Origin of the sequence: Cupriavidus necator A5-1 (assembly GCF_000744095.1) — a bacterium.
Lineage (GTDB): Bacteria > Pseudomonadota > Gammaproteobacteria > Burkholderiales > Burkholderiaceae > Cupriavidus > Cupriavidus necator_A.
On sequence record NZ_JQLI01000008.1, the window covers coordinates 184,692 to 205,945 of the forward strand.

Below are 21,254 nucleotides of genomic sequence, written 5' to 3' on the forward strand. Positions count from 1 at the left end.
GTCAATCGCAATATAAGCCGCGCAAAATATTGCGCCGCACCACCTGCCGCTCCCTGCCGCCCTCCGACGCTGCCCCTTGGACCTCCACCATCTGCGTGCCTTTGTCGCCGTCGCGCGCGAAGGCAACCTCACCCGTGCCGCCCAGCGGCTGCACCTGACGCAGCCGGCGGTCAGCCTGCAGCTCAAGGCACTGCAGTCGGCGTGGCGCATCAAGCTGTTCGAGCGCACTGCCGCGGGCCTGACGCTGACCGCCGACGGCGCCGCGCTGCTGCCACTGGCCGAGCGCATCCTCGACGGCGTGGGCGACCTGCAGCACACCGTCAGCGCGATGCATCACACCGTGCGCGGCCGGCTGGCGATCGGCACCATCCTCGACCCGGAGTTCACGCGGCTGGGGCCGATGCTGCGCACGCTGGTGGAACGTCACCCGCAGATCGGCACCGAGCTGCGCCACGGCATGTCGGGCTGGGTGCTGCAACAGGTACGCAGCGGCGCGCTCGATGTCGGCTTCTATCTGGGCCAGCCGCCCGATGCAGGCTTCCATGCGCTGACGCTGACGCCATTCTCCTATTACGTGCTGGCGCCCAAGGGCTGGAAGGAGCGCACTGCGCTGCGCTCCTGGGCGCAGCTGGCGACGCTGCCGTGGATCTGGACGCCGCCCGAATCCGCGCACCATCGGCTGCTGTCGGCGCGCTTCGCGCAGGCCGGGGTCGATGCGGCGACCGTGCCCAAGGTGGCGCATGTGGACCAGGAGGCGTCGATGCTGGACCTCGTGCGCTCGGGCGTGGGCTTGTCGCTGGTGCGCGACTCCATTGCGCTGCGCGAATCGCACGCGCACGGGCTGGTGATCGTCGAAGGGATGTCGGTGCCGACCGAGCTGACGCTGGTCTGCCTGGCCACGCGCCGCGACGACCCGGTGGTCGCGGCGGTGTTCGGCGTCGCGGAATCGGTATTCCGGACGTAGTCCCGCCTACTGTTGTGCCGGCTGCAGGTGCCGGCGCAGCCAGCCGGTCAGCGCCGCGAAGACTTCGCCGCGCAGCGGCTGGGCCTCGTTGAAGATCTCGTGGTAGCCCTGCCGGAACCAGACTTCGTCGCGCAGGTCCGGCGGCGCGTGGTCGAAGAAGGTGCGGCTGCCGGACGGATCCACCACGCGGTCGGCGCCGCCGACCAGCATCAGCATTGGCGCCTCCAGTTGCGCGGCATCGGCCTGCGCCTGCGCCATGCCGCGGATAAAGCTCGCCAGCACGGTGGCGGTGATGGTGGTCTGCACCAGCGGATCGGAGCGATACGCGGCCACCACCGCGGGATCGTGCGACAGATGGCGCGCGTCGATCGGGTTGGGCACGCGCAGCCGCGGCGCCAGCGCCAGCAGCACGCGGTGCACGGTCAGCATCGCCGGCGACAGCCGCAACGCGAGCGCGGGCGAAGACAGCACCAGCGCACGCACCATCCGCACGCGCGCGGTGGCAAAGCGCGCCGCGATCAGGCCGCCCATGCTGTGGCCAACCAAAATCGGCAGCTCGTTCCAGCTGCGCAGCGCGGCGTCGTAGATCTCGGCGAGGTCGTCCAGGTAGGCGTCAGGATGCTCCGCCACCATGCGCGCGCCGCCGCTGGCGCCGTGGCCGCGCAGGTCATACGCGCGCACGCGCAGGCCCAGGCCGCACAGCACATCGGCCACGTGCTGGTAGCGCCCGGCGTGTTCGGCAAGTCCGTGCACCAGCAGCACCGAACCGAGCGGCTCGGCAAAGCGCGCCGGGTCCGGTTGCCAGGTGCGCAGCAGCAGCTCGGTGCCGTCGCGCATGCGCTGGCGGCTTTGTACCGGGGTGTGCGTGCCGGCGGGGATGCCGGCGGGCGCACCGGCCATGGCATCGGCGGCAGCGGGAGGCTCCGTCATCGGGTTGTCCGTCGTCATGGGCTTGTCCATTCGCGCAAATCTCCTGCAGCACGGAGCGCGTGCACCGGCGTTGTTCTAGTTGCTTCTTCGGTTGCGCCGCCCGCCGGTTCAGCCGTGGCAGGCGGCCCTGCCAGGCGCTTCCGGCGGCGCCGGATCGGCAATGTCGGCCAGGATCGGGCAGTCCGGCCGCGCGTCGCCGCTGCAGTGTTGCGCCAGCTCGCGCAGCGTGTCGCGCATCGCGGCCAGCTCGGCGATGCGCTGCTCCAGGTCGGCCAGGTGGCGCAGCGTCAGCGCCTTGACGTCGGCGCTGGCGCGGCCGCGGTCGCGCCACAGCGACAGCAGGTTGCGGATCTCGTCGAGCGAGAATCCCAGATTACGGGCCCGCCGCACGAAGCGCAAGGTATGCACCGCGCGTTCGTCATAGCGGCGGTAGCCGCCCTCGGTGCGTGGCGGCGTCTCCACCAGCCCGATCGATTCGTAGTGCCGGATCATCTTGGCCGACACGCCCGAGGCCTGCGCCGCTTCGCCGATATTCATCATTCCCCTCCCTGCGCCGTGGCAACCCCGGCCTGCGGGCGCCAGCGGCGCAGCAGCAGCGCATTGCTGACCACGCTGACGCTGGAGAACGCCATCGCCGCACCCGCCACCACCGGGTTCAGCAGCCCGGCTGCCGCCAGCGGAATGCCCACCACGTTGTAGAAAAACGCCCAGAACAGGTTCTGCCGGATCTTGCGCACGGTGCGGTGCGAGACCGCCAGCGCATCGGCCACCAGCGCCGGATCGCCGCGCATCAGCGTGATGCCGGCGGCGTGCATGGCCACGTCGGTGCCGGTGGACATGGCGATGCCCACATCCGCCGCGGCCAGCGCCGGCGCATCGTTGATGCCGTCGCCGACCATTGCCACCACCGCGCCGCCCCGCCCCAGCGCCCGCACACGGGCGGCCTTGTCCTCGGGCAGTACCTCGGCCTGCACCTCGTCCAGGCCGAGCGCCTGCGCCACGCGCGCCGCCGCGCCGGCGTTGTCGCCGGTCAGCATCACGGTACGCACGCCGGCGGCGCGCAGCCGTGCGATGGCCGCCGGTGCGCCGGGCTTGATGGCGTCGCCAAATGCAACCAGGCCGACGACGCGCGGCGGCGTGGTTTCGACCAGCCACGAGACGGTGCGGCCTTCCTCGCGCAACTTGTCTGCCACTGGCGCCAGCGTACCCGCTCCAGCACCCAGCGCTTCGCGCAGGCGCTCGCTGCCTAGCTGCAGCGCCCGGCCCGCCACCACGCCGGCGATGCCGCGCCCGGGCAGCGCCTGCACCCCGGCGGCCGGCGGCTCGGCAATGCCGCGCGCCTGTGCCAGGGCCAGCACCGCGCGCGCCAGCGGATGTTCGCTGCCGGCCTGCAGCGCGGCCAGGCGTGCCAGCAGCGCGCTGCCATCGGCATCTGCCGGATCGGCCGCGTGCAGCGCCACCACCTCGGGCTTGCCCACCGTCAGCGTGCCGGTCTTGTCGAACGCCACCACGCTGACGCGGTGGGCAATCTCCAGCGCCTCGGCGTCCTTGATCAGGATGCCCGCGCGCGCGCCCGCGCCGGTGCCGGCCATGATCGCGGTGGGCGTGGCCAGCCCCAATGCGCACGGACAGGCGATCACCAGCACCGCGACCGCATTGAGCAGCGCCGCTTCCCAGTCGCCGGCAAAGAGTCCCCACCCCAGCACCGTCACCAGCGCGATGCCAAGCACCACCGGCACGAAGACCGCGCTGACCCGGTCGACCATGCGCTGGATCGGCGCCTTGGCCGCCTGCGCGTGCTCGACCATGCGGATGATGCGCGCCAGCACGGTTTCGGCGCCCACCGCGACAGTGCGCGCAACCAGCAAGCCTTCGAAGTTGATGGCGCCGCCGGTGATTCGGTCGCCGGGCGTCTTCGGCACCGGCACGCTTTCGCCGGTCAGCATCGACTCGTCCGCGTGGCTGTTGCCTTCGATCACCTCGGCATCGACCGGGATGCGTTCGCCGGGGCGCACCACCACTTCATCGCCCACGCGCACCGCCGCCAGCGGTACGCTTTGCTCGTGCCCGCTGCGGCGCACGCGCGCGGTATCCGGGCGCAGCGCGGCCAGCGCGCGGATGGCATCGGCGGTGTGGCGCTTGGCACGCGTCTCCAGCCACTTGCCCAGGCGCACCAGCGTGATCACCACCGCAGCGCTCTCGAAGTACAGGTGCGGCATGGCATCGGCCGGCGTGCGCCACATCAGCCAGAGCGACAGCCCATAGGCCGCCGTGGTGCCGAGCGCCACCAGCAGGTCCATATTGCCCGCACCCGCGCGCACGGCCTTCCAGCCCGCCTTGTAGAAGCGCCAGCCGAATACGAACTGCACCGGCGTGGCCAGCAGCCACTGCACCGAGGCCGGCAGCATCCAGTGCACGCCGAACCATTCCAGCACCATCGGCGCCACCAGCGGCAGCGACAGCGCCGCCGAGATCGCCACCGGCCACGGGCCGTCCCAGAACGCAATGGCGCGTGCGGCCTGCTCTGCCTGCGGGGCCGCTTCGGTGACCGGCGTGGCACCGTAGCCGGCGCGCGCGACCGCGGCCGCCAGCGCCGCGGTATCCGCCGCTCCGCGCAGCACGGTGACGCTGGCACGTTCGGTCGCCAGGTTGACCTGCGCGTCCATCACGCCTGGCACGGCGCGCAGCGCCTTCTCGACGCGCGCCACGCATGAGGCGCAGGTCATCTCGGCGATATCCAGTTCGATGGTGTCCTGCGGCACCGCATAGCCGGCATCGGCCACGGCGCGGGCGGCGGCGGGCAGCACCGCGCCGGAGTCGGCGCGCAGCGTGGCGGCTTCGGTGGCCAGGTTGACGGCCACGTCGCGCACGCCCGGCACCCGCGCCAGCGCGTTCTCCACGCGGCGCACGCATGAGGCGCAGGTCATGCCATCGACCGGCAGGCGCCACTCGGGCGCGTCAGCGGCCGGCTGCACCGGCTGGGAAGGAAGGACTGCGCTGGAACTTGGCATGGTTCTGGATCATCGTCAGTGGCTATGACTGCATGATGGACCTTACCATCATAGGAAGGTCAAGGCCGGATGCCATGCCGCAAGCGCCACTTTCAACCCACAGCAAATTCCGCTTGCGCTTCCCACGATGGGAAGGTTCAAACTACGTCTGTCGCGGCGTCCTGCCGTCCTTCCAACTTCTTCAGGAGATTCCAGCCATGATCCAGTTCCAGGTCGAAGGCATGTCGTGCAACCACTGCGTCGGCGCCATCACGCGCGCGGTGCAGGCAGTCGACCCGGGCGCGAAGGTGAGCGCCGACGTATCCACGCAGGCGGTGCGCGTGGAAAGCGGCGCCGATACGCAGGCACTGCGCCAAGCCATCGAGGAAGCCGGCTACCCGGTCAAGTCCGTGGCGTAAATCGCAAGGGCGCCCGGGCGCCCTTTTGTGCTCTGTCCGCGGGCCTCGCTCAGAAGCGATAACCCACGTTCAGGAAGGTCACCACCGGATCGATCTTGATCTTGGTGTGCGACTGGATCGTCACCGGACCCGCCTGGGTGGTGAAAGACGCGCGGGTCGACAGCGGCACGTACGACACCGACAGGCCCACAAACCAGTTGTCGTTGATGGCGTAGTTGGCGCCGATATTGAACACCGGGTTCCACGACGACTTGGCGCTGGCGGTCATGGTGGCACCGGGCGCGAACTCGCGGTTCACGAAGTTCTGGTTGGTGATGGTTTCGTCGGTGAACCAGGTGTAGTTCACGCCGATGCCGACATACGGGCGGAACCTGGTCTTGGCGTCGAAGAAGTGGTACTTGACCACCACCGCCGGGCTCCACTGCTTGACCGAACCCAGGTTGCCATATTGGGCATAGTTGCCGGTGCCCTTGACGTCATGCTTGGGCGGGATGCCGACGACGAATTCGGCCGAGATGTTGTCGGTGAAGTAGTGCGAAAAGGCCAGGCCCAGCGTGTCGGCGGATTGGATCTCCGCGCCAGTGTTCGGGCGGGTGACGCCGATCGGGCGGCCGTTGATGCTGTCGACGGTCAGCGGATCGGCCGAGCTGTTCGGCATCACGCGGAACCATCCCAGGCTGACGATATTGCTGCCGGCGGACTGTGCGTGGGCGGCGCCTGCCAGTGCCAGGAAAGCGCCCGCCACCAATATCTTCTTATTAGTCGATTTCATAGTCCTCATACTCCTCATTCGGTTACTGCGGCTTGCATTATCCGACTTGCGGGAGGGAGGCTGTTTCACCAACGATACAGATTCATAGAGGCCGGGCCCTAAAGAAAGGGTTAACCACTAAGGAAACACCCGAAAGCCGGCCCGAAGGCCGGTGCTGCGCTGCATCCACGCAACGCTTTGTATCGCGCTCCGGAAAAAACCCTGCGCATGTGGCGGTTTTATGGGGCAACCATGCAATAGCGAGCGACCGCCTGCCCCTTTCAGGGCAGTCAGGGTGTCACGATGCCGAAGTTCGGCTCGAACTTATCCATCAGCGCCACCCACGCACCCAGCGCCTGCGGGTCGCCGTCCACGCGGGCGCGGCCGGCCTGGGTCTCGGCCTGCAGCGTGGTCTGGCCCAACAGCACGCCGGTCAGCACCGCGCGCGGCATGGTCAGCGTGGCCTGGGGCGACGCATGCTGGGCATCGGCCTTGTAGCGGAACACGCCGTTCTCGACGGTCAACGCGTAGCGCTTGCCGGTGTCCGGCTGCACCCAGTTGATCGCCACCGTCTTGCCCGCGGCGCGGTCGCCGTTCAGGCTGATTGCCAAGTAGTCGAGGAACATGGCGTCCGTCATTGCGCGCAGCACGTCCGCGCTGGCAGTGCGGCGGCCGGCCTTGGGCGGGCCGTCACGCAGCTCGGTGGCGCCGGTCAGGTAGGCGTTGCGCCAGGTGGCGGATTCGGTCTGGTAGCCGAGCTGCTCGAGCGCGTCGGCCTGCAACCGGCGCGCGGCCTGGTTGGACGGGTCGGCAAAGACCACGTGCTTGAGCACCTCGGCGACCCAGCGGTACTCGCCGCGCGCGTAGGAGGCGCGCGCCTGCTCCAGCACCCGCGCCGCGCCGCCCATGTACTCGACGTAACGCTTGCCCGCCTCTTCCGGCGGCAGCGGGTGCAGGTTGGCCGGGTTGCCGTCATACCAGCCGAGGTAGCGCTGGTAGACCGCCTTGGCATTGTGGTTGACCGTGCCGTAGTAGTCGCGCAGGTGCCACTCGGCGGCCAGCGACGGCGGCAGCTTCACGCGCTCGGCGATTTCGGCCGGCACGAAGCCCAGGTTGGCCAGCCGCAGCGACTGGTCGTGGATGAACTTGTAGCCGTCGCGCTGCTTGCCCAGGTAAGTGACGATATTGTCGCGGCCCCAGGTCGGCCAGTGGTGCTGCGCGAACAGCACCTCGGTGCGGCCGCCGAAGCGGTCGATGGTCTCGTCCAGCGCGCGCCACCACTGGTCGGCATCGCGCACCTGCGCACCACGGATGGTGTACAGGTTGTGCAGGTTGTGGGTGGCGTCCTCGGCGGCGCAGAGCGCCTTCCACTGCGGCAGGTACAGCAGCATCTCGGCCGGGGCCTCGGTGCCGGGCGCCATCAGGAACTCGATCTGCACGCCGTCGATGGTGCGGGTCTCGCCGGTCCTGGTGATCAGGTCCGTCGGCGGCACCAGCGTCAGCGTGCCGTTCGCAACGGCCTTGCCCAGCCCCACGTCCACCTGCCCCGTGGCCGAGCGTGGCAGGTTGAAGCCGTACATGTACTGCGCGCGCCGGCTCATGGCATTGCCGGCAAAGACGTTCTCGCTGACGGCCTCTTCCATGAAGCCTTCGGGCGCCAGCACCGTGACGCGTCCGGCCTTGACGTCGTCTTCGCTGATCACGCCCCTGGCGCCGCCGAAGTGGTCGGCATGGCTGTGCGTGTAGATGACCGCAACCACCGGCTTCCTGGGCCGGTGCTTGTAGTACAGGTCGAGGCCGGCGCGCGAAGTTTCCATCGCCGTGAGCGGATCGATCAGGATCAGGCCGGTGTTGCCCTCGATGATCGTCATGTTGGCGATGTCAAAGCCGCGCACTTGGTAGATGCGGTCCGTCACCTGGAACAGGCCGTGGTTCATGTTCAGCCGGGCCTGCCGCCACAGGCTGGGATTGACCGTGGCCGGCGCGCTGGCCTCGCCCAGGAAGGCGTAGGGCGTGAGTGACCACACCACGTTGCCCTGTGCATCACGGATCTCGGGGTTGTCGATGGTGCCGATAAAGCCACGGCGCGCGTCCTCGAAGTCGCGCTGGTCCTTGAACGGCAGTTGCTGCAATACGGCCGCCTGGGCACGGGCGGTAATCTCGGTGGCGGGATTGGCAGGAGTAGCGGCGTGGGCTGGGCCGGCGAGGCTGACTGCGGCGGCCAGCGCGGCGGCGGCCGCGGCGATGGCGGTCGGGTACGGCATGCGTGTCTCCTTGGAATGCTGCGGCCGGCGCTTGCACCGTGGCCGGCTCTTCTGCAATTGTCCTGAACGTTCAGTACAATTCTGGAGTTTGCTGGCAGACCCTGTTCGCTGTCAAATGCACAGCGATCTGAAAATTCGTAAGCTGGCCACCCTCCGCTCCCACCACCATGCCCTCGACCCGACCGGCCACACAGGCCGCAACCCCTGACATGCCAGCGCCCGCCAAAAACCGGCGCGGACTGGAGACACGCGAGCGCGTGCTCGAGGTGACGCGCGAACTGATCGGCACCCACGGCTACGCCGAAGTGACCCTGGACCAGATTTCCGCCGCGGCCAGCGTCGCCAAGAGCAGCCTGCTATGGCACTTCGGCAGCAAGGAGATGCTGCTGGCGGAAGCCGCTACCAGCATGTTCCGCGAGTTCGGCCAGGAACTCGGCCTGGAACCGCATGCCGGCAAGACGCCGGCGCAGCGGCTGGAAAACGTATTCGACGAGGTGGCGGCGTACTTCGCCGCGAATCCGGAAGCCAAGGGCGTGGTGCTGGCGCTGCTGTTCTCGGGCAGCGTGCCCGCCAGCGTGCGCGAGGAAATCCGGCGCAGCTGGGACGCGCACGTGCAGGCGCTGGCCGAGGCGCTGTCGGAGCCCGGCCAGCCGCTGCCTGCGGCCATGGCGCGGCTGATGGTGGCGACCATCCACGGCTGCTACTGCCACTGGTATGCGAGCGACCGCAGCGAACCGATGGCCAGCTTCCTGGCGCCGGCGCGCGAGCTGTTCAGCGGCTGGCTGCGCGGCCGCGAGCCACACGAGGCTGAAGGCAAGGCCGGCAGCACGCGCCGGCGCTCATCACGCTAGCGGTTCAGGCGGCGCCAGCCCGGCTGGCCAGCACGCAGGCCGCTAGGTCCCACAGCGCGTAACCCACGCTCTTGAACACCAGCGGGCTGCCGGTACGGGCGCGGATCGCATCGGCCTGCAGGATCGCGGTCTCGAATGGCTGCACCGTGCCCCAGTCGATGCCAGCCTGCAGCAGGTCCCCCGCTTCGTCCTCGATGCCGAACAGCGTATCGGCCAGCAGCCGGCCGTTGTCCGCGGCGGCATGGCACAGCGCAGGCGGCAGTTCGCACATATCGGGCCGGAAGGCACCGACGGCGGCGACGAAGTGATGGTCGCGCCAGAGGCCGCTGTCGAGGTCCGGCAGTACCGGGGCGCGGCTGGACGTGACCGTCACCACCATCGACACGCGCGCGAGCACTGCCGCGACCGTATCGGTCACCTCGGCCTCGACACCCAGCGTACGCGCATGCGCGGCCAGCGCCTCCACCTTGTCGCGCGTGCGCGAATGCAGCCACACCTTGCGCACGCCCAGCCCGGCGACGAAGGCCTCCAGGTGGGTCAGCGCCTGCACGCCGGCGCCGACGATCAGCAACTCGCCCTCCGGCCGTGCCGCAAAGCGCTGCGCCGCCAGCAGCGAGACCGCCGCAGTGCGCCGGCCCGTCACGGTGGGGCCGTCGAGCATGGCAACGCGCTCGCCGGTGTGCACATCGGCCACCACCACTTCGCCGAGGATATTGGGCAGCCCGCGCTGCGGGTTGCCGGGATGGACGGTGATGTTCTTGGTCATCACCAGGTCGCGGTTGCGCGCCGGCATCACCAGCAGCGTGCCCTCGCCGCGCCCGGCATCGCCTACCGGCAGTGCGATGCGCGGCGGCGCCATGGCGGTGCCGTCGCGCAGTTCGGCCAGCATGTCGGAGATGGCTTGCGCCAGCTCGGGATACGGCAAACGCGCGGCGGTGCTGGCGGCATCGAGGGGGACCAGGGACATGCGCTCACTCCGGCAAGACGTTGGCGAACCGCCATTATTGCGCAGCCCCGCCCCCTCAGCGCGCCAGCAGGCGCATCACCGGCGCGGCGTAACGCGTACCCGCCGCTGCGCCGGCCGGGAACACCGCGTCGATCCCGGCCAGGTCCTGCGCATCGAGCCGCACCGCGAGCGCGCCCAGGTTGTCCTCCAGGTTGGCCACGCGGCGCGTGCCGGGGATCGGCACCACCTGCGGCCCGCGCGCCAGCACCCAGGCCAGCGCCAGTTGCGCGGGGGTGCAACCCTTGTCGGCCGCCAGTGCGCGCACCTTGTCGACCAGCGCCAGGTTGCGCGCGAAGTTCTCGCCCATGAAGCGCGGGTTGGTGCGACGGAAATCGTCCTCGGCAAAGTCTTCCGGGCTGCGGATCGCGCCGGTCAGGAAGCCGCGCCCCAGCGGGCTGTACGGCACGAAGCCGATGCCCAGGCGCTCGCAGGTGGCCCGGATGCCGTCTTCGTCGACATCGCGGGTCCACAGCGAGTATTCGCTCTGCAACGCGGTAATCGGATGCACCTTGTGCGCGCGTTCGACGGTGGCGGCGCTCGCTTCCGACAGCCCCAGCCAGCGCACCTTGCCGGCCTTGACCAGCTCGGCCATCGCGCCCACGGTTTCCTCGATCGGCACTTCCGGGTCGACTCGGTGCTGGTAGTACAAGTCGATATGGTCCGTGGCCAGCCGCTTCAGGCTGGCATCGCAGCTCGCGCGCACATACTCGGGGCGGCCGTTGACGCCGCGCGCGACCGGGTTGGCGGGGTCGCGCACGATGCCGAACTTGGTCGCCAGCACCACCTGCTCGCGCCTGCCGGCAATGGCGCGGCCCACCAGTTGCTCGTTGGTGTGCGGGCCGTAGATATCGGCGGTGTCGAGCAGGTTGATGCCCCGCTCGAGCGCGTGGTGGATGGTGCGGATCGATTCGGCATCGTCACGCGCGCCGTAGAAGTCGCTCATGCCCATGCAGCCGAGGCCAAGCGGAAAAACCTTGGGGCCAGTGTTGCCGAGCTGGCGGTGTGGGACGGATATGGCGTTCGCGGTCATCGAGAGGCTCCTGTTGGCCGGCAGCCTGCCGGCATGTGCGTCGGATGCAGGCAAGTATGGCCACTCGACCCGCGCGAAAACAGCGTGGTACGCTGCATGCATCATGAAGCCAGACTTCACAATCGACGCCGATTCACTGCCCGCCATGGCCGCATTCACCCGCGTGGCGCGGCTGGGCAGCTTCACCGCCGCCGCGGCCGAGCTGGCGGTGAGCCCGTCCGCGATCTCGCAGACCATCCGCCAGCTGGAAGCGCGGCTGGGCGTGCGGCTGCTGCAGCGGACGACCCGCAGCGTGGGGCTGACGGAAGCCGGCGCCGCGCTGCTGGCACGCGTCGAGCCCGCGCTGGCCGAGATCGGCGCCGCCACCGACGATATCCGCCAGCAGCGCGACATGCCCGCCGGCACGCTGCGCCTGACCACGCCGACCACCGCCGGCGCGCTGGTGCTGCGTCCGCTGCTGGCCGAATTCATGCGCGCCTGCCCCGGCATTACCGTCGACGTCGTCACGGACGATCGCTTTGCCGACCTGATCGCCGAAGGCTTCGACGCCGGCCTGCGCCTGGGCGAAGCGCTGCAGCGCGATATGGTGGCCATCCCCGTCACCGGCCCGCTGCGCATGGTGGTGGCTGCCGCACCCGCCTACCTGTCGCGCCACGGCACGCCGCGCCATCCGCGCGAGCTGCATGCGCACGCCTGCCTGCAGTACCGCTTCGGCCCGCACGGCGGCGTCTACCGCTGGGAGTTCGTCGAGGACGGCCGCACCTTTACCGTCGACACGCGCGCCGCGCTGATCGCCAACGACAAGACGCTGCTGCACCAGGCGGCGCTCGACGGCATGGGGCTGATCTACGAGTTCCCGGTGCACATCCAGGCCGCGCTCGACAGCGGCCGGCTGGTCACCGTGCTCGATGCCTGGCTGCCGCCGTTCGACGGCTTTTACCTGTACTACCCAGGCCGCGTTCTGATGCCGCCCAAGCTGCGGGTGTTTGTCGACTTCCTGAAAGCGCGCGCGCCGGTTTCAGCGCCGGTTTGAGTGCCCTGTCGTCGCGGCCGGTGCGCGCACCGACGCGCCGCGCACTTCGATGCCGATGCGGTCCACCACCTTGCCCGCGGCATCGAGCAGTTCCACCTGGTGCCGTCCCGGCCACGGCAGCCACGCCACCTCGCCGCCGCGGCCCAGCGGCTTGCCGTCCATGCGCCAGCTCACTGCACGCGCGCCCTGCCCCGCCACGCCCTCGGCCTGGAACCACACCCGCTGCGACGCGGGCGGCATGTCGGGATCGAGGGCGAACACGGTGCCGTCGGCCGGGTTGGCGATCACCGGTGCGCTCGGGCGCGCGGCGGGGGCGCCGACGCTGACGCGCATGATCGCGGTGCCGGTCAGGAAGACTTCTTCGCGCGCGGGTTCGAGGCCATCGGCAAAGCTCAGCGCCACGCGTTCCACGCCCGCCGGGGCCACGGGCGCGCGGCTGCCTTGCATGCGGTGCAGCGCTTCCATGACGTCATGCCACACCGGCGCCGCGCCCGACACGCCCGAGACATCGTGCATGCTGGCACCGCTGGCATTGCCGACCCACACGCCCACGGTATAGCGCTGCGACCAGCCGATGCACCAGTTGTCGCGCATGTCCTTGCTGGTGCCGGTCTTGACCGCGGTCCAGAAGCGTGTGGTCAGCGGGCTGTCGAGGCCGAAGGTGCGCGCCCGCGCATGGCGGTCGGACAGGATGTCGGCGATCACGTAGCTCGCGGCCGGCTGCATCACCGCTGTCATCGCCGGCGCGGGCGTGCTTTGCCTGAGCCGCGGCGGCGCGTAGCGTCCGCCGTTGGCCAGCGCGCGATAGGCATTGGTCAGCGCCAGCAGCGATACATCGGCGCTGCCCAGCGCGAGGCTGTAGCCATAGTAGTCGCCCGCCTCGGTCAGCGGCAGCCCGAGTGCCACCAGCCGCTTGTGGAAGCGGTGCGGGGTCACCATCACCAGCGTGCGCACCGCCGGCACGTTCAGCGAAGCTGCCAGCGCCGCGCGCGTGCTGACCCAGCCGGCGTAACGGTGGTCGTAGTTCTGCGGCACGTAGAGCCCGCCGCCGACCGGCAGGTTGACGGGCCGGTCGTCCAGCAGCGAGGCCGCGGTGATCCGCTTCTCTTCCAGCGCCTGTTCGTACAGGAAAGGCTTGAGCGTCGAACCCGCCTGCCGCTGCGCTGCGGCATGGTCCACCTGCGCCGCCGCCGACAGCGCGCCCGACGAGCCCACGTAGGCCAGCACGTCGCCGCTGGCGTTGTCGATCACCACCACCGCGCCGTCTTCGACATTGCGCCCGGCCAGTTCGCGCAGGTGCCGGTCGAGGCTGGCCGTGGCCGCGCGCTGCAGGCGGGCGTCGAGCGTGGAGGCGATACGTGCGGGCATCGGTGCACCGGGCGCCAGCTGCGCACGCGTTTCGCCGACCAGGCGGCGCGACAGGTGCGGCGCAAGCTGTGGCGAGGCGGACGTTGCCATCGCTGCCGCCGCGCGCTGTGCCACCGGCCCGGTACGCAGCAGCGCGAGCTGCGCGACGCCTTCCAGCCCGTCGCACTCGCGCGGCAACCGCATCTCGCGCAGGATGCCGCAGGCGCGGCTCGCCACCTGCGCCGCCTTCGCATTGGGCGCGCGCACCAGCGCCACCGCCAGCGCCGACTCGCGCGCGTTGAGCCCTTCCGGATACTTGCCGAACAGCACCTGCGACATCGCCGACAAGCCCACCAGCTCGCCGCGGAACGGCACCAGGTTCAGGTAGGCCTCCAGGATCTGGTCCTTGCTCCAGCTGCGCTCCAGCGCGGCCGCGCCCGCGGCCTGTCCCAGCTTCTGCGTAAAGCTGCGCCCCTGCCCCGCCGCGCCGGGCCGGCGCAGGTCGTCGTCGAGGAGCCCCGCCAGCTGCATGGTCAGCGTCGAGGCGCCGCGCGTGCGCGTATTCCACAGGTTGGCCCACGCGGCGGCGGCCACACCCTGCCAGTCCACGCCGCTATGCGCATAGAAGCGCCGGTCCTCCGACAGCACGATGGCAGTGCGCAAGGCGGGTGAGGTATCCGCCAGCGCGACCCAGTCGCCGCGGCGCGCGCGGAAATCGTCGCGCACGCGGCCCACGGTATCGCCGTGGCGGTCCAGCACCACCACGTCGGCACTGCGCCAGTCGGTGCGGACCTGCTCGAAGGACGGCAAGGCCGCAGCCGGTGCGGACCAGGCCACTACCGCGATCAGCAAGGCGCAACGGCAATGTGGCCTCATGCCTGCGCGCGCCCCGACACGATGCCCGCTACCAGCAACAGCTGCGCGGCGGCGTAGGTCCACCAGATGCTGAGGTGGAAGTTATCGAACGGCAACAGGAAGCGCGCGATGCCGATCATCAGGTCCGATGCGGCAAAGCACAGCGCGCCCAGTGCCGCCAGCGGCGTAGGCAGCCGCGCCACCAGCGCGCTGCACACCATCGCCGTGAGCACGATCACGTACACCACCACGGGCAGCATCAGCACGCCCAGGTTCGGCCAGAAGCGGCCGAGCATGGTGCCGGCCACGCCCATGATGGCGCCGCACGCGATCAGCCGGTGCGCACGGTAGTCACCCGCACGCGGCACCAGCACGCACATGTAGGCCAGGTGCGCCAGCAGGAAGGCACCTAGGCCACCGACAAACGAGACCGACAGCGACGGCACCGCCAGCAGGAAGTCGCCCTGCGCCGAGAACACCAGCGCCGTCACCATCCAGTTCCGCTCCGCCACGGGCCGGTGGAACCACGCAGCGCGCGCCAGCAGCAGCACCATCGCGCATTTCCACAGCGGCTGCATGGCGATATGCCCGGTCAGCGGCGCGCCTTCGGGCAGTTCCATCGCCACCTGCACCAGCAGCGCGCCGTAGACCACGCCGGCGACCGCCCCCGCGAGCCACCACTCGCGCACGCGTGCCGGCATCCTCAGCGCCTGCCAGTTCATGGACGCGCCCCCACCACCAGCCGCGCGTTGGGCACCACGCCGAACACGTCCGGCGCGTACAGCGCTTCGACGCGCGTGGGCGGCAGCGCGAAGTCGCCGGCGTTGTTCAGCCGCACGGTGTATTCGACCGAGGCCGTGCCCTTGGGCAGGTAAGCGAAGTACTCGCGATAGGCCTGCGGCGTGCGCTCGGTATAGGCCGGCCAGGCCATGCCCTTGCGCTTCTCGCCGCGCGTGGCGATCTGGGAATCCCGGCCCAGGCCGCTGCCGAGGATGGTCGCGCCGGCGGGCACCGGATCGCTGACCACCACCCAGGTCATGTCGGCCTGCGCATCGATCTCCAGCTTGACGCGGTACACGTCGCCGCGCGACCACTTGCCCGCCACCGCCTGCTCCTGCGGCGTCACGGTGCGCTTGATGCGGTAGCCCGCGGCCAGCGGCTCGGTTACCGGCACCGCGGCCAGCGCGCGCACCGTCGCCCAGGGATGACCGGCACCGGCCTGGTCGATCTGCAGCGTGCCACCGTCAGCGCCACCTGGCCAAGGCAGGTCGACGCCGCCCTGCGCCACGCCATCGGTACGCTGCGCGCGCGCCCAGTCGAAGCTGCGCGTGGCATCGGCGGCATGACTGACGCTCACGCGCGTGCTGCCCGCCACCGGCGTCTTCTCGAACACCTGCGCGAAGCGCGTCACCGCCAGCATGCCCCACGCGTTGGCGGTGGTGGTGCCCCAGGCGCCGCGCACTTGCCGGCCCAGCAGCCCGGTCGCAAGTTGCGGTGCGTCGTCCTTCCAGCCCGGCAGTTCGGCAGCCAGCGCCAGCAGGCGCGCGGCGTTGGTATCGCCGCCGGCCATCATCCACCACCAGTCGTCATTGCGCTCGGTGGAGAAGGCCAGCCGCGTGCCCTGCACCGTCAGGCGCGAGCGCAGCAGTTGCTGGGCTTCGGCCAGCCGTTGCTCGCGCTGCGGGATGTCCTGCACGCGCGTCAGCAGCAGGGTCCAGTCGAGCAGCGCGGACGTGGGCCACTGTGCCGGCAGGATCTGGATCGAGCCGAGCATGCGTGCCTGCGCATGGCCGGTGCGCGACAGCGCTTCGAGCGCCGCCAGCTTGCGCACCTCCAGGTACTGCGTGCCGCCGACCGGGGCCCAGCTGTCGCGGCGGATGCGGCCTTCGACAAAGTCCGTCAGCCCGCGCTCCATCTGCGCGCGCTGCGCGTCGGGGATGCGCAGCAGCAGGCCGGCGCGCGCGGCCTCGTCGGTCACCGACAGCAGGTAGGCGGTCAGCACTTCGCTGCCGAAGTCGCCATCGGCATTGAGCGGGAAGTAAGAGGCCAACCCGTTGGCATCGAGGTAGGACGGCAGTTGCGTCATCAGCGCATCCCACGCGGCCGTGTCGTTCAGGCCAATGGCCTTCGATGCGCGCTGCTCCAGGCAGGTGAACGGGTAGTTGCGGAACCAGTCCCGCACACCCGGCATGCCGCCCGCCAGCGACGACTGGAAGTTCACCTGCAACCCGCCTCGCAGCTTGCCGGAGGGATCGGTCAGCGCGCCCGGCGGCACCTTGACTGGCACCGACAGCGACGGCGACAACTGCGCCAGCGTGGCCTGCTGCACGGTCACCGGTACGGCGGGCACGATCTGCTGCGACACCTTGATGCGGTCGGCTGCGCCACCGGTGCCCTGCTCGCTCGCCTGCACTTCCCACTGTATCGTGCCGCTGCGCGAATACGCCAGCAGCGCCGGCGCGGTCACGTCCCAGCCGATCTCGCGCGCCTCGCCGGCGGGGATCTGCACGGTTTGCGCGGGCAGCGCGGCTTCATTGCCGACCAGCGTGGCGCGTGCGCTCGCCTGCACGGTCATCGCGCGTTTGGTGGTATTGCGCAGCGTGAACATGGCGCGATAGCGGTCGTCCTCGCGCACCAGCAGCGGCAGGCCGGAAATCACCTGCAGGTCCTGGGTCGCGGCGATGGTCGCGCTGCCGGTGCCGAAGCGGCCCACGCCCAGGTCGGCCACGGCGACGATGCGGAAGCTGGTCAGCGAATCGTTGAGCGGCACGTCCACGCTGGCGCGGCCCTCGGCATCGAGTTGCACACGCGGGTTCCACAGCAGCAGCGTGTCGAACAGCTCGCGCGTGGGGCTCTTGCCACCGCCACCGCCCGCGGGCACCGCCTTCCGGCCGTAGTGCCGCCGGCCGATGATCTCCATCTGCGCGGTCGAGGTCTGAATGCCATAGCCGCGTCGCTGCAGCATCGCGTCGAGCAAATCCCAGCTGGTGTTGGGCATCAGCTCCAGCAGCGCCTGGTCCACCGCGGCCAGCGCCACTTCGCCGTTGGCAGCGGGCTTGCCGTCGGGCAGCTTGACCTGGATCGCCACGCGCGCCTTGCCGCGCACCTGGTATGTCGTCTTGTCCGGCGTCACGGTGACATCGAGCCGGTGGCCGGCATTGCCGACGCGGATCTCGGCCAGCCCCAGCCGGAAGGCCGGCTTGGACAGGTCCACCAGCGCCGTCGGCGCGGCGTAGTCCCGGCCTTCGCTGCGGAACGCGCGCCACCATTCGCCGGGCTGGCGCCAGCCCCAGGTGAAGAAGGAATACCAGGGCACTTCATGCAGGCGCCCGCGCAGGGCCAGCACCGATACGTAGACGTTGGGGCCCCATTCCGGCTTTACCTGCACGCGCACCGTAGGATCGCTGCCGTGCAGCTCGACCACCTGGGTCTGGTAGATGCCTTCGCGCTCGACCGCCACCAGCGCGGTGGCGTGGCGGAACGGCATGCGCACCTGGAACACCGCGGTGTCGCCCGGGGCGTAGGACTTCTTCTCGGGCAGCAGGTCGATGCGGTCGTGGTTCTCGCCGCCGAACCACAGCTCGCCCTGGCGCGTGACCCAGACCGTCGACGCGGCCTGCGCGGTGCGCCCGTCCTTGTCGCGCGCGCTCGCGATCAGTTCCACCTGGCCGGCCTGGTCCAGCGCCACTTCGCAGCGCGCGCGGCCCTGCGCGTCGGTGCGGGTCTCGCAGACGGTGCCGAGGTCGCGCGTCTCCCTGCGGTTGTCATAGCGGTAGAAGCCGCCCACCACGCGCTTGCGCGCCGAGGTGGTGATACGGACGCGCGCGCTGACCTTGACCGGCGCGTCCGCCACGGGCTTGCCATTGACGTCCAGCACCACACCATGCACGGCCAGCTTCTGCTTGACCGAGACCCAGCCTTCGGTGCGGATGCCGGCCACCACCGCCGCCGGCCATACCGGCACGGTCTGGCGCAGCGTCTGGATCTCGCCGTTGGGATCGGCAAAGCCGGCTTCGAGCACCAGGTCGCGCGGCGCTTCGGTCTTGGGCAGCTGGCGCAGCATCACGCTGCCATTGCCGTTCTTGTCGAGCGTCACCGGCAGCTTGTCGGCGACCAGCTTCTGGCCGTCGGCATCGCTCTGCGCATCCTGGTCCATCTCCTCGTCGCCCCTGGTGCTTTCGCGCTCCGCGCGCGGCGGGTTGAACGAGAACTCGTCATAGCCGGGGAAGCTCACGTACTTGTCGCGCAGCAGTGCAGACACGCGCACCGGCAGGCCCGCGGCGCCACCGCCGGAGAGGTAGTGGATCTCGACGCCGACCGGCAGTTCGGCGGGCGCGATCACGGCGCCCGGTTTGCCGGCAACCTGCAGCGTGCCGGCCAGCACCGGCAAGCGGAACGCCTCGACGCGGAAACTGCCGCTGGTGTAGCTGCGCGCGCCGCCACCGTCCTGCGCGCCTTCGCCCTTCTGCGTTTCCAGCTCGACGGTGTAGACACCGAGTTTCGCCGCCGGCGGCACCTGGAACGTGCTTTCCGCGCTGCGCCCGCCGGTCGCGGTCTGGCGCCATTGCAGCGGCAGCTCGTAGGTCTGGCCGCTGCCTTCATGGCGGATGACCGCGCGCGTGGGCAGCGGACGGCTGGCCGGCGGCAGGGCAAAGCCCTGCAAGGTCTCGGCGCGGATCAGGTGCTTCATCGACACGGTTTCGCCGGCGCGCAGCAGCGTGCGGTCGAAAATGGTGTGCGCGCGCACCGTGGGCGCCGTGCTGGTATCGGTCGGCACGTTGAAGCGCCAGCTCTCGATGCCGCGGTTCCAGTCCGACATCACGAAGGCCATGTCGGCCTTGCCGCGCGCCAGCGGATGGCCGGCGGCGATGCGCGCCGAGACGAAATAGCCTGACAGCCCGTTCTGGTCGCATGAAGCCTCAGGCGCGGCATCGAGCTTCGCAAAACGCACCACGCCGCTGGCATCGGTACGCCCCTCGCCCAGCAGGCGCCCGTTGCAATCGCGCACCGCCACGGCGGCATCGGCCACCGGCTTGCCGTCATCGAGCGTGGTCACCCACGCCAGCCCGCTGCGGCTGCCGTCGTCCTCGTTGCCGGTGCTGCGCCCCAGCTTGAAATGCACGCCGAGGTTGGTCACCAGCGCCGCGGTGCGCACGTACATCGGCGCGCGCTTGCCGAGCAGCGCCTCGCCCAGCATCGGCGAAGCGATCTCGACCACATGGAAACCAGGTTCCGGCAGCGGGATGCCGACCACCTCGAACGGCCGCGGCGCATCGCCCGAGGGCTTGGGCACGGCCAGCTTCTGCACGCCGGGGGCGCGCTCGAGCAGCGACACCGAGCGCGTCTCGATCGCCACGGCATTGCGCGGATTGTTGACCCTGTATGGCGAGCGGCCCGCCAGCACGGCATCGAGCTCCGCGCGGGTATAGCTGCTTTCGTGCATGCGGCGCACCAGGCCGAACCAATGCATCACCGCCGCATCGTCATCCAGCTTCAGCTTCATCACGGTGCCGGCCTGCGCCTGCACGCCGCGCACCGCGAGATCGGCCTCGACATTGCGCAGCGTCACCGGCATCAACGGCGGATAGTCCGCCGGGGACTTGCCGCGCGGCAGCTCGCCAAAGCGCTCGACCACGCCAAACGGCGCGGCGGCGAACTTGGCCAGCGGCGGCATCGCCGCGGTGGCGACCTTGAGCGGGAACAGGTCGGCATTGGCCAGCGTGCGGCCGCTGTCGTCCTTCAGGTCCTTGGGCACATCGATGGTGAACTGGGCCTTTTCGGCAAACGGCGCGGCAAAGGTCAGCACATTGATGCTGGCATCCGGCGCCAGGTCGGGGTCGAACTTCGGCGCGCGCGGACCCGCGGAGCCCTTCAGCACCACACGCTCGGCCTGCTTGCGCGATACCGGCGAGGAGAAGGTGACCGACATCGGCCGCAGCGGCGTGCAGGGCGACTGCGCGTGCTCGCGCTCGCAGCTGAAGCTGGCGGTGAAAGGCTCGCGCACGGTGTAGTCGAAGCGGCGCTCGTCGCGCGTGGCGACACCGGACGGGGTCGCAATGCCCGCGCCCAGCACCAGCTGCACGCGGGCCGCGGCCGGCAGGCGCTGCTGGCAGGCGAGCAGGTGCACGGCATCCGGCGCCTGTTTGGCTATGCGTTCCCAGTAGATGGCCTTGAGCACTGACTCGCGCTCTTGGCCGGACAGCAGCCGCACCGGGATGCGCTCGCCCAGCCCCTGCGCCTGGCACCAGGCATGCTCGCGCACCGAGGCCGGCGTGGCCACGCCGTTGAAGCGCAGCGCGAAGACCTGGTCTTCCTCGATCTCGCCGCCCGAGGGACGGCTGGCGATGACAGTGGGGCCGCCGGTCTCGAAGCGGTATTCCGGCTTGCCGGCGTAGGCGGTGCCGGCCACGCTGCGCAAGTCGGCGCGCATGCGCACGCTGCAGCGCACGCCGGGCGGCAGGTCGCTGGCGAAATCGTAGACCCAGTTTTTCGCATCGACCCAGCGGGCCTGCCCGCCGGTGCTGGCGCCGGTGCAGGAGACCGTCGCGGGCGCGGCGGCCTGGACATCGCCCATCGGCACCATGGCTTCGTCGAAGCGGATCGCCACCTGCCTGACCTGCCCGACCGTGCCTTCCGGCGAGAAGCGGGTCGCCTGTGCCGCCTGGGCGCCGGCGCCCACCAGCGTTATGAAAGCGCCCGCCAGAGCCAGTGCGGCGGCGGCGCGCCGCGCGTGCGGTTGCTGCGGCGTCTTGCCAAGGCCCCGATCTGCTCGGGCGACGATTCCCTTCATCCTGCCATCCTCCGGTTATGGCAC

14 protein-coding genes are annotated in these 21,254 nt (G+C 70.2%); 4 read left to right on the forward strand and 10 right to left on the reverse strand.

Annotated features, from left to right (window positions below):
- Positions 1 to 76: 76 nt before the first annotated feature.
- Complete coding sequence (locus K307_RS25080) at positions 77 to 964, forward strand: LysR family transcriptional regulator (protein ID WP_042883576.1); 888 nt, start codon at positions 77 to 79, stop codon at positions 962 to 964.
- 6 nt (positions 965 to 970) lie between these two features.
- On the opposite strand, the gene K307_RS25085 is transcribed toward K307_RS25080, so the two are convergent.
- The 3 genes from K307_RS25085 to K307_RS25095 all read right to left on the reverse strand — a co-directional run bounded on the left by K307_RS25085 (position 971) and on the right by K307_RS25095 (position 4,905).
- Positions 971 to 1,894 (reverse strand): alpha/beta hydrolase, encoded by a 924-nt coding sequence (locus K307_RS25085; protein WP_051975444.1) that lies wholly within the window; start codon positions 1,892 to 1,894, stop codon positions 971 to 973.
- Between the two features lie 108 nt (positions 1,895 to 2,002).
- Positions 2,003 to 2,431, reverse strand: a complete 429-nt coding sequence (gene cueR / locus K307_RS25090) for a Cu(I)-responsive transcriptional regulator (protein ID WP_042887389.1) — start codon at positions 2,429 to 2,431, stop codon at positions 2,003 to 2,005.
- The gene (locus K307_RS25095) at positions 2,431 to 4,905 is read right to left on the reverse strand and encodes a heavy metal translocating P-type ATPase (RefSeq protein WP_042883578.1); all 2,475 of its coding nucleotides are present in this window, start codon (positions 4,903 to 4,905) and stop codon (positions 2,431 to 2,433) included. The genes cueR and K307_RS25095 overlap by 1 nt, the downstream gene beginning before the upstream one ends.
- A 197-nt stretch (positions 4,906 to 5,102) precedes the next feature.
- Here K307_RS25095 and K307_RS25100 point away from each other — a divergent pair, with 197 nt between their 5' ends.
- On the forward strand, positions 5,103 to 5,303 hold the full coding sequence (locus K307_RS25100) for a heavy-metal-associated domain-containing protein (RefSeq protein WP_042883579.1): 201 nt from the start codon (positions 5,103 to 5,105) through the stop codon (positions 5,301 to 5,303).
- A gap of 49 nt (positions 5,304 to 5,352) precedes the next feature.
- Here K307_RS25100 and K307_RS25105 read toward each other — a convergent pair whose 3' ends face one another.
- Both K307_RS25105 and K307_RS25110 read right to left on the reverse strand, forming a co-directional pair.
- Positions 5,353 to 6,075 carry an OmpW/AlkL family protein gene (locus K307_RS25105; protein ID WP_042883580.1) on the reverse strand — a complete coding sequence of 241 codons (723 nt, stop codon included), beginning with the start codon at positions 6,073 to 6,075 and terminating at the stop codon, positions 5,353 to 5,355.
- Positions 6,076 to 6,344: 269 nt separating this feature from the next.
- Positions 6,345 to 8,318: an alkyl/aryl-sulfatase gene (locus K307_RS25110; protein WP_042883581.1), complete on the reverse strand. Its 1,974-nt coding sequence runs from the start codon at positions 8,316 to 8,318 to the stop codon at positions 6,345 to 6,347.
- A 167-nt stretch (positions 8,319 to 8,485) separates the two neighbouring features.
- Here K307_RS25110 and K307_RS25115 point away from each other — a divergent pair, with 167 nt between their 5' ends.
- The gene (locus K307_RS25115) at positions 8,486 to 9,169 is read left to right on the forward strand and encodes a TetR/AcrR family transcriptional regulator (RefSeq protein WP_051975178.1); all 684 of its coding nucleotides are present in this window, start codon (positions 8,486 to 8,488) and stop codon (positions 9,167 to 9,169) included.
- 4 nt (positions 9,170 to 9,173) lie between these two features.
- Here the strand turns inward: K307_RS25115 and K307_RS25120 are convergent, their stop codons facing one another.
- Both K307_RS25120 and K307_RS25125 read right to left on the reverse strand, forming a co-directional pair.
- Positions 9,174 to 10,136, reverse strand: coding sequence for a delta(1)-pyrroline-2-carboxylate reductase family protein (locus tag K307_RS25120; protein WP_042883582.1), 963 nt, complete (start codon positions 10,134 to 10,136; stop codon positions 9,174 to 9,176).
- 55 nt (positions 10,137 to 10,191) lie between these two features.
- The gene (locus K307_RS25125) at positions 10,192 to 11,205 is read right to left on the reverse strand and encodes an aldo/keto reductase (RefSeq protein ID WP_042883583.1); all 1,014 of its coding nucleotides are present in this window, start codon (positions 11,203 to 11,205) and stop codon (positions 10,192 to 10,194) included.
- 103 nt (positions 11,206 to 11,308) lie between these two features.
- On the opposite strand from K307_RS25125, the gene K307_RS25130 reads away from it, so the two are divergent.
- Positions 11,309 to 12,238: a LysR family transcriptional regulator gene (locus K307_RS25130; protein WP_042883584.1), complete on the forward strand. Its 930-nt coding sequence runs from the start codon at positions 11,309 to 11,311 to the stop codon at positions 12,236 to 12,238.
- Here K307_RS25130 and pbpC read toward each other — a convergent pair.
- Genes pbpC through K307_RS25145 form a run of 3 tightly spaced genes read right to left on the reverse strand, consistent with a single transcriptional unit; the run spans position 12,224 to position 21,230 of the window.
- Positions 12,224 to 14,461 carry a penicillin-binding protein 1C gene (pbpC, locus tag K307_RS25135; protein ID WP_042883585.1) on the reverse strand — a complete coding sequence of 746 codons (2,238 nt, stop codon included), beginning with the start codon at positions 14,459 to 14,461 and terminating at the stop codon, positions 12,224 to 12,226. The genes K307_RS25130 and pbpC overlap by 15 nt on opposite strands.
- On the reverse strand, positions 14,458 to 15,162 hold the full coding sequence (locus tag K307_RS25140) for a lysoplasmalogenase (protein ID WP_042883586.1): 705 nt from the start codon (positions 15,160 to 15,162) through the stop codon (positions 14,458 to 14,460). The genes pbpC and K307_RS25140 overlap by 4 nt, the downstream gene beginning before the upstream one ends.
- Positions 15,159 to 21,230, reverse strand: coding sequence for an alpha-2-macroglobulin family protein (locus K307_RS25145; RefSeq protein ID WP_042883587.1), 6,072 nt, complete (start codon positions 21,228 to 21,230; stop codon positions 15,159 to 15,161). Before K307_RS25145 ends, K307_RS25140 begins: the two co-directional genes overlap by 4 nt.
- Positions 21,231 to 21,254 lie beyond the last annotated feature (24 nt).